This is a genomic window from Myxococcales bacterium, assembly GCA_016720545.1.
Lineage (GTDB): Bacteria > Myxococcota_A > Polyangia > Polyangiales > Polyangiaceae > JAAFHV01.
This window is the reverse complement of the sequence record JADKKK010000001.1, coordinates 854,330-867,385: the sequence shown is the minus strand read 5'-3', so window position 1 is coordinate 867,385 and position 13,056 is coordinate 854,330. Positions and strand designations below refer to the sequence as shown.

Here is a 13,056-nt window from a genome sequence, read left to right as displayed (position 1 = left end):
CGACGCACTCCGCAACGTGAAGGAGCTCGGCATCGACCTACGACCCTCCACGGCCATGGATGCATCCACCGCGGCGCGGTGCCCTTCCGCCATCTCATCCGTGGCGGACCCAAGGCCTCGGGGAGGAGCAGCGTGGTCCTTGCTTGCGGCGGGTCTCGTGGGGCTCATGGCATGCTCCTCGAGCACGCCTTCCTCCTCGACCAACGGGGCTGTCGACGGGGCCACGACCGACGGGGCCACGACCGACGGCGCCCTCGACGGGACCGCGACCGACAGCGGGACGGACGCACTTCCCCCGCGTCCGGATTCGGGCGCGGGAGGCGAGCGCTGCGATCCCTCGAGACTCGAGGTCTGCCCATACAGCTGCTTGTGCAGCAGTGGCAACGGGTTCATCGGGGCTGAGCCGTGCCCTCGCAACGGTGTGTGTCCGACGCGCGCGGAGACCTGCTCTGCCCAATGCGTGGGCGAGGGTGGATGGGACGGAAAATGATCTGCCCGCAGGCTCGAGCGAGCCGCGACCGAAAGGTGGCTTGATTCGCCTACGCTCCAGGGGCTGGTGTTGTGAGCGAGTACGCCGCGACCACGCCGATGGGGCTCGCGGGCCAGGCTCGCGCGAGATCGAGCGCGAGTGGCTCCATGCGCTACACTCTATCCTATGGCCTCGGCATGGGAGATCCTCCGGCGCGCAGGGGTCCCGCTCGGGACGCCCGACGGTCCTCCGGCGCTCGAGGAGCCGGACACGCTCGCTGCGGCGGTGCGTGAGGCCTTGGGTGGTGCGGCGGGGCCCGCGCAGGCGAACGGCTCGGAGGGTGAGCGAGTCGCCTTGCTCGCGTGGCTTCGCGCCTGGTCGGCGGAGTGGCCCACCTCGTTCGCGGCCACGTTCGGCGGCGAGGGGCAGACCCTCCTCGTGCGCGCTCAGGAGGGCGAGTGGGACCGCGGCCGCTACCTCAAGCTCCGACGCGTCGCGCGCGAGACGCTCTCGCGGTTCCTCTGAGCGCGAGGTCGGGCGGCACGCGAGCTCGCCCCGACGACTCGATGTTTCCACCGACGAGCCGCGCGGCCCTCGCCGCCGCCGCGGCCTGCGTGGGCAGGCGGCGAGCGGCGAGGCCGAGCTCACGAGGTCACGGCTTGGTGACGCGCACGCCGCAGAGGTAGTACGCGCCGGTGTTGGTGGTCGAGCGGCTGCCTGCGCTGAACTGCACGACGGCGGTGCCGGCGGCAGCGGCGACCACGGCGGGCTTCGTGGCGGTGGTGACGCCCGTGGCGGAAGACCAGAAGAGGTCGGCCGTGGCCGTCTCGGTGTCGGACTGCGCGGACACGCCGTTCACGAAGAGCTCGACCTTGAAGGCCTGGAGGCCCGAGCCGTTGCGCCCGGCGCCGCACGCGAGGCTCACCGAGTCGCCGGCGGCCACGGGGAACGAGAAGCTGTCGGCGACGTCGCCCGCGGGCAGCTTGCCGGCGAGGAACGCGCGGGTCTGCTTGGGGACGGTGGGATCGGCCTCGAGGGTGAGCGCCTGCGCCGTGGCGAGGGTGTCGTTCGTGCCCGACGTGGTCTCGTTCTCAGCGGGGTTGCCCGTGCCGAAGAAGATCGTGGTCGAGTAGAAGTCGTTGGCGCCCGCAGCCACGCCGGCGGGGCGGCCGATCGTGAGGTAGTAGTCGCCCGGCTCGACGGGGAGGCTGAGCGAGTCCGACGTCTTGTCGACCGCGCCCGCGGGGGGCACGATCTGGCTGACGATCGTGCCGTCGAGCTTCGACACCGTCGCGGTGAAGCGCGGCATGGTCGAGCCGTAGGTCGACGTGGCCGGCACGAGGGGCGCGCCGATCGGCGGGATATCGACGCTCATCGAGGTGGCGCCCGTGGGCACCGTGAACTTGAACGTGTCGACGTCGGTGCCGTCCTTGAGGAAACCGTTGATGAAGCCGAACGCCGAGGGCGGCGTGGTGCCCGCGCGGCTCTTGCCGGTCTGGGCGGTGGCGTTGGTGTCGTTCGGCTCGGCGTCGACGTTGAGCGCCGTGCTGTTCGGATCGAACGTGGCGGTGACGAACTTGAAGGTCGAGTCCTTCGCGAGCACCGCGGGCTTGCCGTTCCAGGTGTCGAAGTCGGTGACCTGGATGCAGAGCGTCGTGTCGACGGGAGAGCGGTAGACCAGCGAGGCGTCGGTGCCCGTGCGCGGGAAGTTGTCGTCGATCGCGGCGAGCAGCTTCGTGCCCGCGGTGTCGAAGACGCTGATGGCCGTGTCGACCACGTCGCCGCGCTCGCCCTGCTCGGTCGCGTCGGTGGCGGCGTTGATGATGAGGAAGTCGCCGCCCTTGACGGGCACCTTGAAGTAGATCGACTGCCCGACGGACGTGAAGGTCTCTTCCTTCTCGGTGTTGAGCGCGAGCTCGACCGCGGCGCCGCAGTTCGGACCGGGCGGGGGGCCCGCGTCGCGAGCACCGTCGGGCCTGCCGCCGTCCACCTTGGGGGGGGCCGCCTCCGGGGTCACGACCGGCGCGTCGGCGCCGCCGTCGGTGGCGACCGGGTCGGGGGTGGAGCTGCAGGCGTAGACAGGGAGGGCGCCGAACGCCAGCACCCCAAGGAGTCCGCCAAGTTTAGACATATTTCGCATCGTTCGATCCTTCGTGACGTGGTTCGGGGGTGGTATTGGCACACCTCGACCCCATCCGCGAGGGAGAGCGACGACCGCGAGCTATTTTTCCTCCTGCCTACCTGCCTACCTGCCTACCTGCAGATGCGCCGGCCGAACGCGTCGACACCGGCCTCAGTCGTCCCCTCGCTGCACACGCACTGGCTGCCGGAGCCTGGGCGGGTGCCCTCGCCGCACGACCACACACAGCGGCCATCGGGGGCCTCGCCCATGTACGGCGGGGGGCAGTCCGGCTCGACCCGCGGGGAGGCCGCGGAGGATGGCGGGGAGGCCGTGGTCTCGGCAGGCGAGCTCTGCGAGGGGGCGGCCACCGGCGGGCAGGGTTCGTCCGAGCAGCGATCGATGATGCCGCCGCACCCGGTCGCGGCGATCGAGGTCATGGCCGCCAGCGAGGCGAGCGAGGCGAGCGAGGCGAGCGCGGCGAGCGCGGCGAGACGGCCGGGGAGGCTCATGCACCTCCCCAGAGCAGAGAGCGTGCCGACGCGCCGCGCGGAGCCTCCGGCGCGGTTTCCCCGCGATTCGACCGCCCGGGGGGCTTCGGTCTGGCACGCGGTGGCACATCGCTCTTCGCCGCGTGTACAGTGCACCCATGACCCGCCTCTCCGCCTACGACAGCTTCGATCTCGCGCACGACGGCATCACACACACCGTCTACCTCCGCCGCAACACCGGGCCGGCCGTGGTGGTCATGCACGAGATCCCCGGCATGACGCCGGAGCTCATCCGCTTCGCGGATCGCGTGTGGGAGGCCGGCTTCTCCGTGTACGCGCCGACGCTGTTTGGCACGCCCGAGAAGCCCATGACCGCGCCCTACACGGCGGGACAGATCCTGCGCGCCTGCGTGAGCCGCGAGCTCTCGGTCCTCGCGCGTCACGCCTCGAGCCCCGTGACCGACTGGCTCCGCGCGCTCTGCCGCCGCGCCCACGACGAGTGTGGCGGGCCGGGCGTGGGCGCCATCGGCATGTGCATGACGGGCAACTTCGCCCTCGCGCTCATGGTGGAGCCGTGCGTGATGGCGCCCGTCCTGAGCCAGCCGTCGCTCCCCTTCGGCATCTCGCCCAGCCACCGCGCAGCGCTGCACCTGTCGCCGGAGGCGCTGACCACGGTGAAGCGGCGGGTCGGCGAGGGGTGTCCGGTGCTCGCGATGCGCTTCACGCACGACCCGCTCGTGCCGAAGGAGCGCTTCGAGACCCTCCGCCGCGAGCTGGGCGACGGGCTCGAGGCCATCGAGATCGACTCCGGCCCCAACAACCCGTTTGGCATTCGCCGCCTCGCGCACTCGGTCGTCACGCTCGACCTCGTGGACCGGGACGGGCACCCCACCAAGGAGGCCCTCGACCGCGTCATTGGCTTCTTCCGGGAGCGGCTCGCCGAGCCCGCGGCCTGACCTCAGGTCACCGTGCGGAGGGCGCGCGTTTTGCGCTCGCCGAAGACCTTGTCGGCGCGCGCCGCCAGATCGCGCGCCCCGAGGGCGAGCGCGGCCGCCTCGAAGCCGGGCGCGGGGGCCGAGGGGACCTCGAGATCGCCGAGCGAGAGGCCGAGGGGCACGTCGCGCACGAGCGTCGCGAGGCGCTTGTAGAGTGCAGCTTCTTCTCGGCGCGAGGCGAGCGTGTTGGCGAGCCGCTCCTTCCCGCGGATCGCCGCCGGCCAGGTCCCCGCGTCGTCTGGGATCTGCTCGATCGGACCGAAAGCCGCGAGGAGGAGCGCGACGGTCTTCTCGCCGAAGCCCGCGAGCCCCGGAATGCCATCTTGAGGATCGCCGACGAGCGCGAGAAAGTCGGGCACCAACGCAGGAGAGAAGCCTCGGGTATCGAGGTAGTCGGCGTACGTGGTGCTGCGCTCTCGCGCGCGATCGACGGTGCGAACGCGCTCGCCCTCGAGGCACTGCGCGAGGTCCTTGTCAGGCGACAGGATGTCGACGGCGCAGTCGGGGAAGGACGCCGCTACCGTCGCGAGGGCGTCGTCTGCCTCGACCTCGATCATGGGGAGCACTCGCACCCCGAGCGACGCGACGAGCCGCTCGACCAGCCCGAACTGCGCGGCGAGCTCGGCCGGGACCCCCGAGTCGTCTTTGTAGCCGGCGTAGAGATCGTTCCGGAAGCTGCGGATGGTGTGGTCGAACGCGTAGACGAGGTGGGTGACGCGCTCGCTCGGCTCGGCCAAGAGCGCCAGCAGCGAAGCGGCGAGCCCCACCGAGGCGGTGACGTCGAGGTCCCGCCCGTCGACCGTCGCCACCTTGCGCGGGCGCTTCGAGTAGTGCGCGCGATAGAGCTCGTAGGTGCCGTCCACGGCGTGCACACGGGTCGCGTAGGTCGCGTGGGCCATGACGACTCGTACCAAACTTTGAGCACGTTGCGCGGGGTACCCGGATCAGAGAGACCTGTTAGGTGCTCCCGTCGGACCCGTGCGCCCGCGCGCGCTCCTTCGCGGCGTCCGAGCCCGAGACGGTGAGCACGGGGATGGGCGACAGCCGCACGACCTTCTCGGCCACGCTGCCCAGGAACACCCGCGAGAGGCCAGTGCGCCCGTGGGTGGCCATCACGATGAGGTCGGCGCCGCGCTCGTTCGCCACGGTGAGCACTTGCTGCCACGGCTCGCCTTGGCCGATGACGCCGTCGGTCTTGGCGTACAGGGTCTTCACCCTCGCGACGGTGGTGTCGAGCTCCTTCCTCGCCTCGCGCGCCATCTCGTCGGTGGGCCAGTAGAGGCCCTCGGCGTAGGCCGAATACGACGCCGGCGGGAGCCAACTCGCGTGGAAGATCGTGAGCTCGGCGTCGAACTTGCGCGCGAGCTCGATCGCGATGTCGACCGCCCGGGCGGAGGTCTCGCCGAAATCGGTGGGGACCAAGATGTGCTTGAACGCGGTCATGGCCCGATCCTAGCAAGGCCCGCGCCATCGGTCTCGGCGTCGCGAGCGGAGGTGAAGAGAAGCGCGCGCGCAGAACGTGCGCACGCGCGCAGCGGATGCGGCCGTCTCGCGCACGGCGTCGGTCCGCTGCGGCGGCCGTCGGTCACTCCACGGGCGAGGGCTGCGCGACGGCGTCGCGCTCGTACACGACCCAGTGATCGCCCTGGTACTTCACATGGTACGTGTTCGGCTTCGGGTAAAAGCCGGGCCCGCGCACGAGCACGTAGTCGTAGAACGGGTAGAGCTCGGTCACCACCGACTCGGGCATCCACTCCCAGCGCTGGAAGGGCGGGCGCCCTGGCGGGGGCATGAAGCCGTCCTTGTAGGAGAACGGCCAGTGCTTGAAGTGGGCATACGAGAACTGGACGAAGCCGCCCTTCTCCGCCTGGTAATGCGAGACGTAGTGCAGGAACGGGCTGTTGTTCACGATGAGCGAGCCCCGGTCGAAGATGAGCCCCGCCACCTTCTTGCCGGGCTCCATCACGGCGAGCGCGTCGTCGATGTCACCGACCTCGCGCCGCTCGTAGCGAATGAACTTCGTGCACACGTTCACCGTCGAGTGGATGGCCACGGCGAGGAGCCCCACGGTGACCGCCGCTCCGCGAGCGCCCCTCGGCATGCGGAGCAGGGGGATCGACGCCAGCATGCCGGGCACCGCGAAGCGCTTCGCCACGAGCCACACGTCGCCGAGCTGATCGCCCGTGAAGAAGTAAAGGAAGCCGCACACGATCGGGAGCACCACGTAGGCCCGGCTCGCTGGGCGCGACGTATCCGGATCGCCCTGCGCGAGCGCGTACGACGTCACCGCTACGAGCAGGAGCAGGAGCGCCGTGGCCTCATCCGAGGTGTCGCGGAAGACGTTGAAGGTCCAGTTGGGGATCTCGGCGAACGCGAGGCCGAGGTCGGGCTCGCGCAGGAAGAGCGTGCTGAGCCCGCCGGCCGAGCTCTTGCCGGCGCTCGCGAAGAAGGTCCACCACGCGGCCGCGGCGACGGACGGCACGACGGGCACGGCGGCGCGCAGCCACGCGCGCGGGCGCTCCCACGGGAACAGCGCCGCGTACCCCACGCCGAAGAGCGCGAAGGGGAACACGTGGGTGAAGAACAAGATCGTGGAGAGCGCTCCGAGGAACAGGCCCGTCGCGCGGCGTGGGTGGCGCAGGTCGTCGAGGCCCACGGCGAGCCCCCAGAACATGATGGGAATGCCGAGGAGATAGGGGAGAAATCCCAGCGTGAACATCGCGTTCACGAGCATGGGGATCGCGAACAGCGAGAGCCGCTCGTCTTTCCCGAGCGCGCGGAGCAGCTGCCGGAGCGCGAGGGGCGTGCCGCCGAGGTAGAGGCACGAGATGGCGGCGTGCGCGAAGGGGACGCCCACCACGTACGCGAGCACCGACCCGAGCAGGTACGTGAAGACGTACTGCGTGCCGCCGAGGTTCGAGCGGTAGAAGTCGGCGAGGTGCAGCGCGGGGTCGTTGAAGTCGTGGATGACCTTCAGCGTCGCCATGTGGAACGGCGCGTCCTGAAGCGGCGGGTGCTTCACGATCCACGCGGGCGCCGACGCCAGGACGGCGACCGCGAGGTACGCGAGCGTCGAGGGGCGGAGTCCGAGAGGCGGTCGCATGCGCGCGCGCACGGTACACGATTCCCCGATCGGCCGCACAACGTGTAAGCTGCCGCGCACCTTGAACCTGAACGTGAGCCCCGAAGGGGCGAACCTAGGTCGAAGGCGGGCCCGAGCCGAAGGCGAGGTCTCGCCGTGAACGACAGACCGAGCTCACCGTCGACGCACTCGTGGGAGGCGCCGCGCCCGTGACCGACGCGCGCGACGACGACGCGGAGCCCGCGCCCGCGAGCGCGGCGGTCCCCGGGCCCGCCGCGCCGGAAGACCCGCCTGGCCAAGGCGAGGTCCTCGCTTCTTCTTCGGAGGCCGCTCCTCAGGAGACCGGTCTTCAGGGAGCTGCTCCGCCGGAGGCCGCTCTTCCGGAGGCCGCTCCGCCGGGGGCCGCGTCGGTCCCGCCGGCGGCCACGCTCGGCGCGCGCGTCGCTCGGTGGGCCTTTCTCGCCGTGCCCTTGGTCGGCGCGCTCGAGCTCGGGGCACACCTCGTGCAGACTCACAGCGTCGCGCCCGACGCCGACTGGCAGGCGGCGCGCGTGGTCGTTCAGGCCAAGCTCCGCCCCGAGGACCTGCTCCTCTTCGCGCCCAAGTGGGAGGATCCGGTCGGCCGCGCCCAGTTCGGCGACGCGCTCGCGACCCTCGCGCGCACCGCGCGCCCAGACGAGACCCGCTTCCCTCGCGCCGTCGAGGTGAGCGCCCGCGGCGCGCGGCGGCCCGAGCTCGCGGCTTGGAAGGTGCTGGAGGAGCAGGCCGTCGGCCGCCTCGTGGTCCGCACCTACGAGAACCCCCATCCAGTCAAGGTACTTGACGATCTCGTGCTGCGAGTGTCCCCGTCGAAGATGGCGGTGTCGCGCGTCGATGGCGAGGTCGAGACCCCGTGCCCCTTCACCGCGGGCCGCGTGCAGGCGGGCGGCCTGGGCGCGGGCCCCGCGATCCCCGGCGATCGCTTCCAGTGCGTCGGCAGCTTCGTAGGCGTGAGCATTCTCCACGCGCTCGACCACGACCCGAAGGTGTGCCTGTTCGCTCCGCCCCTCGGCGGCGCCGCCGTGCTCCGCGTGCGGTTTCGCGGCGTACGCTTCGGCGCGGCGCTCCATGGCCACCATGGCCTGCAGAACGAGGCCGAGCGCGACAAGCTCGGCGTCCCTGTCTCGCTCGACCTCCGCACCGAGCTCGGGCTCGTGGGCCGGGCCGAGCACAAAGACGGAATGGGGTGGACAGGCTTCGAGTTCGGCACCCCCGAGCTCGCCGGCAAGACCACCGACCTCATCGCCGACATTCGCGCCGCCAACGCGAACCGCCGTCACTACTGCTTCGAGGCCGACACGCGCGAGGTGATCCCGTGAGCGAAACGCCCCTCCCCGAAGAGGCCGAAGAGCCGGCGCCCGCGCCCGCGCCGTCCCGCGTTGCCGCCCGCGCCCGCGCCGCGGGGGACCTCGAGCCGCGCGACCACGCTTTCGGTCTCGGGCTCGGCGCGCTCTACGTCGTGTGGCTCCTCCGCACCGCCCGGAACCTCGGCTTCGCCCGCGACGAGGGCTTCTACTTCAGCGCCGCGAGCCGCTACGCCACCTGGTTCCGCGCCTTGAGCGAGCACCCGGCCGAGGCCATGAAGCGCCCCTTCATCGACTCGGTGTGGGCCACGAACCACGAGCACCCCTCCCTCATGAAGAGCCTCTTCGCCCTCTCGTGGATGGTCCTCCACGAGAAGTGGAAGGTCTTCGCCGACGCGAGCACCGCGTTCCGGTTCCCCGGAATGGTGATGATGGGGCTCGCCGTCTACGTCACGTATCTGTTCGGGACGCAGCTCTCCTCGCGGCGGGCGGGCCTCATGGGGGCCGCCCTCCTCGGGCTCATGCCGAACGTGTTCTACCACGCGCACCTCGCCTGCTTCGACGTGCCCATCATGGCGATGTGGATCGCGTGCATCTACGTGTACTGGCGGTCGCAGCGTGACGGGGGCCTCGCGTGGGCGATCGCCGCCGGCGTGATGTACGGCCTCACCCTGGAGACCAAGCACAACGCGTGGATGCTGCCCGGCGTGTTCTTGCCGCACGCGCTGCTCTTCCAGAAGGAGACCCTCGGGCGCGAGCTCAAGGCCGGCCGACTGCCCGTGCCCGCCGCCCTCGTGGCGATGGCCGTGCTCGGACCTATCGTGTTCATTGGGCTGTGGCCGTGGATGTGGAACGAGCCTGTCTTGCGCTGGCAAGAGTACTTCGCGTTTCACATGAACCACGAGTATTACAACATGGAGTTCTTCGGGAAGAACTACTTCGGCCCGCCTTCTCCAAAGGGGTATATGCCCTTCATGATCCTGGCGACCGTCCCGACGGTCAGCCTGCTGCTCACCTTCGTGGGCGCGAGCAGCTGGGGCCGAGTGGAGGTGGCGCGCGTGGTGGCGTGGGCGCGTGGCTTGCTCGGGAGCCTCACCAAGTCCACCTCCGCGATCGCCCCCGCTGGCCCCGTCGCCCCCGCCGCGCCCGTGGAGCGCAGCCTAGGTCAGCGCGAAGAGAGCACCGCGCTCCTCTTCCTCTCGGTGGTCGTGCCGCTCGCGGTGTTCCTGCTCCCGCGGACTCCCATCTTCGGCGGCACGAAGCACTGGATCACGGCCTATCCTTTCCTCATGATCTTCGCCGGGCACGGCTTCGACCGCGTGCTGCTCCGGGCCGAGGCGGCGCTGAAGGACAAGCTCGTGGGGCCCCATCGCGGGGCGCTCACGGCCGCGCTCACGGCCGGGCTCGGCGCGAGCGTGCTCGTGGGCCCGCTGGTCGTCACCCAGCACTCGCACCCGTTCGGCCTGTCTTCGTATGTCCCGATCGTGGGCGGGGCGCCCGGCGCGGCCGACCTGGGGCTCAATCGGCAGTTCTGGGGGTTCACCACGCAGAGCCTCGATCCGTGGCTGCGTGTCCACGCGCCGGCCAACGCCTCGGTGTTCATCCACGACACCGCCTGGGACTCCTGGCTTCGCATGCTCGACGAGCGGCGCCTCCGCACTGACCTGCGCGGTGTCGGATCGCCGAGCGAGGCCGACTTCGCGATCGTGCACCACGAGCTGCACATGGCGGAGGTCGACTACAACATTTGGAGCGACTACGGCCACGTCGCGCCGGCGTACGTGCTCACCCACGACGGGGTGCCCGTCGTCAGCTTGCACAGGCGCGTGCCCGCACCGCCACCTCCGCGCTGAAGCCGGTCGCGTAATCTCCCGGTCTCGGGGGTCAGTTTGAGTCGGCGAAAGGTGCGAACATGTCGAATTCCGGCGCGAAGGACCCGCTGCACGGCGTCACACTCGAGCACATCGTGTGCTCCCTCTCCGAACGCTACGGGTGGCCAGCGCTCGGTGAGCAGATCCCTGTGCGCTGCTTCCTCTTCGACCCGAGCGTCTCGTCGAGCCTCAAGTTCCTCCGGCGCACGCCTTGGGCCCGAAAGAAGGTGGAGGACCTCTACGTTCGGAGCCTCCCGCAGGGGCCCACACCACTCGAGTAGCGAGCTCGACGGCCTCGGGCAGCGGCTGTAGGCGCAGGCCGAATCACGTGGCCCGTGGAGGCCGCGCGGTACACCCCTATCTACGCCAGCTGCCCCACGTGGGGTCGCGGCACGTCGTTCAAGAGCGGGCCTCGCGCAGAGACGGTCGACCACGGCGCGCACGGGCGCTCCGTAGTCCGTTGGTCTGCGGGGGCGCGCCGACTCCGCCGACAGGGGGCGGGGACGGCGGGGACGCGAGGAGTTGGCCGATCTGCCCGAGCTGCGGCGACGTCGGCGCTCGTGACGCCCCTACCTCACGAGTCACGACGGCATCACGGCTCGCTGCCGGTTGCCCGAGGTTCTGCTGGCCACGCCGCGCTCAGCGGCAGGCGAGCCCCTCTCTCTCGCAGCGGAGCGCGCGCTGCGCTTCGTAGAGGGAGCGCGGCTCGAGCTCCACGCCGACGGACTCGGTGAAGTCGGGAGGATCGCCCTGATCGAGCCTCGCCCAGGTGGAGTTGGGCCCGCCTCCGTCGTGGCCTATTCGCTCACTTGCCGGCGACGGCTCCCGTCGGCGCGGGGGCGTCGTGCACACCCCTGCCCGGGGACGAATGGCGATCGCGCGAGCACTTCTGAATCGCCGAGACGGCGACCGCGAGCGCGATCGCGATCAGCCCGAAGGTCAAGGTCTCCGCCAGCCCTCCGGCCCGGCCCCCGGGCCGGCCCCCCGTCAGCCCCGCCTGCAGAAACGTGTTCGGCATGCGGATCGGCGGGGGCAGCACCAGCGGGGCAGCCTCCGCGGCCGACAAGTCGCGGCCGCCCTCCGCGCAGAACCGGAGGATCCCGCGGAGCTCGTCGGCGTCGAGCCACAGGCCGTGGCGGTCGCAGAGGTCGACGGTGACGCCCGAACGCCCAGCGAAAGCGCCACGCTCGAGCTCCCGCCGGCACGCCGGGCAATTCAAGGACGCGAGGGTCCCTCCGCTCGACGGTCCCGCGGCCGGGAGCTCGGGCGCGCGGTGCGGCGAGAGGAGCAGCGAACACCACGCGCGCGCGGCGACGAACACCCCACGGCACGTGTTGCACCCGTGCAGCGTGAGATCGTCCGTGGAGAAGCGCACGAGCGGCCCGGCTGGCCGGTGCGCCGCAGCGCATGCTGGGCAGTCCATCGGCGGGAGGTCGGGCTCCCGCAGCGGCCCGCGGCAGTGGGGACACGCCGTCTCGAAGGGAGAGCACCTCGCCCCGCACGCACACGGGATCGCGGGCATCTCGACTCGGCACGCGACGCAGGGCTGATCGGCCCTTCCCCGGCGGCCGCAGAAGTAGCAGAACGACTCGCCAGGATCGGGGGGAGCCGCGGCGGCTTCACGATACACGTGAGCCCTCCTTCACGAGGCCAGTCGGGCGTGGTCTTCGAATCACGTTGGGGAGTGTACCCCCGGTCGACCTCAGCCGCGCGCGCCCTTCACGCACGCGCCGTTGAAGCCGATGCGGTTGTGCGCGCCGTCGCAGAAGGGCTTGTTCTTGCTCGCGCCGCAGCGGCACAAGTACACGGGGAGCTCGTCGGGCACGATCTCGGTCTGGGTGTCGCCGTCGAAGAGCGTGACGGGCCCCTTGACTTGCAGAGGGCCATTCTTGAAGAAGGTGACCTTCACCTGGTTTCTGGGCTTCTTGTCGGTGGGGGGCATGCTCATGGCGCCTCTCCTTCGTCGTCGAGCAGCTCGCGCGCGCGGTTCACCGAGAAGAACAGGCCGCGCGCGTAGAGCCTCGCCTTCGCCGCGTCGGAGAGATCGCCTTCGCGGCCGCGCGTCGCCGCCGAGAGCAGGATGGCCGCGGTGACGCTCACGTTGAGGCTCTCCACGAAGCCGCGCATCGGCACGCGCACGCGGCGCGAGCACGCCGCGGAGAGCTCCTCGGCGATGCCCTCGCGCTCGCTGCCGAGCACCAGCATGAGCCGCGGGACGGTCGCGAGGGCCTCGGGGGCGAGCTCGCCCTCGGGGTGAGTGCCGATGAGCTCGTAGCCGGCGGCCCGGGCGCGCGTGACGGCCTCGGAGACGCTCGTGTGGCGCGCGATGTCGACCCACTTCTCCGCGCCCCGCGCCACCGTGTGGGCGACGAGGAAGGGGCGCTGGCGCTCGATCACGTGGAGCGCCTGCACGCCGAACGCCTCGCACGAGCGCAGCACGGCGGCCCCGTTGTGCGGGTCGTAGGGCGAGTCGAAGAGCACCGCGACGCTCTCGAGGCGCGCGGCGAACACGCTCTGCAGGCGCGCGCGGCGCTCCTCCGTGACGAACGGCTCGAGCCGAGCGATCACCTCGTGCGGATCGCGTCGCTCGACCCGCTCGATGAGCGTGGGCACGATGTGGTCCGCCCCGACGACTCCCTCCGACCTCCTCCGCATGGGGCACGCTTAGCACCGTCGGGGCAAGATT

General features: G+C 70.9%; 13 protein-coding genes. 5 read left to right on the top strand and 8 right to left on the bottom strand.

Going from position 1 to position 13,056, the window contains the following annotated elements:
- The first annotated feature begins 655 nt into the window (after positions 1–655).
- A complete protein-coding gene (locus IPQ09_03590; protein MBL0193304.1) occupies positions 656–994 on the top strand; it encodes a hypothetical protein in 339 nt (112 codons plus the stop codon).
- Positions 995–1,121: 127 nt separating this feature from the next.
- Here the strand turns inward: IPQ09_03590 and IPQ09_03585 are convergent, their stop codons facing one another.
- Together IPQ09_03585 and IPQ09_03580 are read right to left on the bottom strand one after the other, a co-directional pair.
- Positions 1,122–2,609, bottom strand: coding sequence for a hypothetical protein (locus IPQ09_03585; GenBank protein MBL0193303.1), 1,488 nt, complete (start codon positions 2,607–2,609; stop codon positions 1,122–1,124).
- A 113-nt stretch (positions 2,610–2,722) separates the two neighbouring features.
- Positions 2,723–3,100: a hypothetical protein gene (locus IPQ09_03580; protein ID MBL0193302.1), complete on the bottom strand. Its 378-nt coding sequence runs from the start codon at positions 3,098–3,100 to the stop codon at positions 2,723–2,725.
- Between the two features lie 137 nt (positions 3,101–3,237).
- On the opposite strand from IPQ09_03580, the gene IPQ09_03575 reads away from it, so the two are divergent.
- Complete coding sequence (locus IPQ09_03575; protein ID MBL0193301.1) at positions 3,238–4,035, top strand: dienelactone hydrolase family protein; 798 nt, start codon at positions 3,238–3,240, stop codon at positions 4,033–4,035.
- Between the two features lie 2 nt (positions 4,036–4,037).
- Here the strand turns inward: IPQ09_03575 and IPQ09_03570 are convergent, their stop codons facing one another.
- The 3 genes from IPQ09_03570 to IPQ09_03560 form a co-directional block, all read right to left on the bottom strand.
- The gene (locus tag IPQ09_03570) at positions 4,038–4,973 is read right to left on the bottom strand and encodes a flap endonuclease (GenBank protein MBL0193300.1); all 936 of its coding nucleotides are present in this window, start codon (positions 4,971–4,973) and stop codon (positions 4,038–4,040) included.
- Between the two features lie 58 nt (positions 4,974–5,031).
- Complete coding sequence (locus IPQ09_03565) at positions 5,032–5,517, bottom strand: universal stress protein (protein ID MBL0193299.1); 486 nt, start codon at positions 5,515–5,517, stop codon at positions 5,032–5,034.
- Positions 5,518–5,659: 142 nt separating this feature from the next.
- Positions 5,660–7,177, bottom strand: coding sequence for a hypothetical protein (locus IPQ09_03560; protein MBL0193298.1), 1,518 nt, complete (start codon positions 7,175–7,177; stop codon positions 5,660–5,662).
- Between the two features lie 188 nt (positions 7,178–7,365).
- Here IPQ09_03560 and IPQ09_03555 point away from each other — a divergent pair, with 188 nt between their 5' ends.
- Genes IPQ09_03555 through IPQ09_03545 form a run of 3 tightly spaced genes read left to right on the top strand, consistent with a single transcriptional unit; the run spans position 7,366 to position 10,651 of the window.
- Complete coding sequence (locus IPQ09_03555) at positions 7,366–8,514, top strand: hypothetical protein (protein MBL0193297.1); 1,149 nt, start codon at positions 7,366–7,368, stop codon at positions 8,512–8,514.
- Positions 8,511–10,352 carry a glycosyltransferase family 39 protein gene (locus IPQ09_03550; protein ID MBL0193296.1) on the top strand — a complete coding sequence of 614 codons (1,842 nt, stop codon included), beginning with the start codon at positions 8,511–8,513 and terminating at the stop codon, positions 10,350–10,352. The genes IPQ09_03555 and IPQ09_03550 overlap by 4 nt, the downstream gene beginning before the upstream one ends.
- Before the next feature lie 59 nt (positions 10,353–10,411).
- Positions 10,412–10,651 carry a DUF2132 domain-containing protein gene (locus IPQ09_03545; GenBank protein MBL0193295.1) on the top strand — a complete coding sequence of 80 codons (240 nt, stop codon included), beginning with the start codon at positions 10,412–10,414 and terminating at the stop codon, positions 10,649–10,651.
- A gap of 524 nt (positions 10,652–11,175) precedes the next feature.
- Here the strand turns inward: IPQ09_03545 and IPQ09_03540 are convergent.
- The 3 genes from IPQ09_03540 to IPQ09_03530 form a co-directional block, all read right to left on the bottom strand.
- The gene (locus IPQ09_03540; protein MBL0193294.1) at positions 11,176–12,000 is read right to left on the bottom strand and encodes a zf-TFIIB domain-containing protein; all 825 of its coding nucleotides are present in this window, start codon (positions 11,998–12,000) and stop codon (positions 11,176–11,178) included.
- A 72-nt stretch (positions 12,001–12,072) separates the two neighbouring features.
- Positions 12,073–12,312, bottom strand: coding sequence for a CDGSH iron-sulfur domain-containing protein (locus tag IPQ09_03535; GenBank protein MBL0193293.1), 240 nt, complete (start codon positions 12,310–12,312; stop codon positions 12,073–12,075).
- 2 nt (positions 12,313–12,314) lie between these two features.
- Positions 12,315–13,025 carry an RNA methyltransferase gene (locus IPQ09_03530; protein ID MBL0193292.1) on the bottom strand — a complete coding sequence of 237 codons (711 nt, stop codon included), beginning with the start codon at positions 13,023–13,025 and terminating at the stop codon, positions 12,315–12,317.
- Positions 13,026–13,056 lie beyond the last annotated feature (31 nt).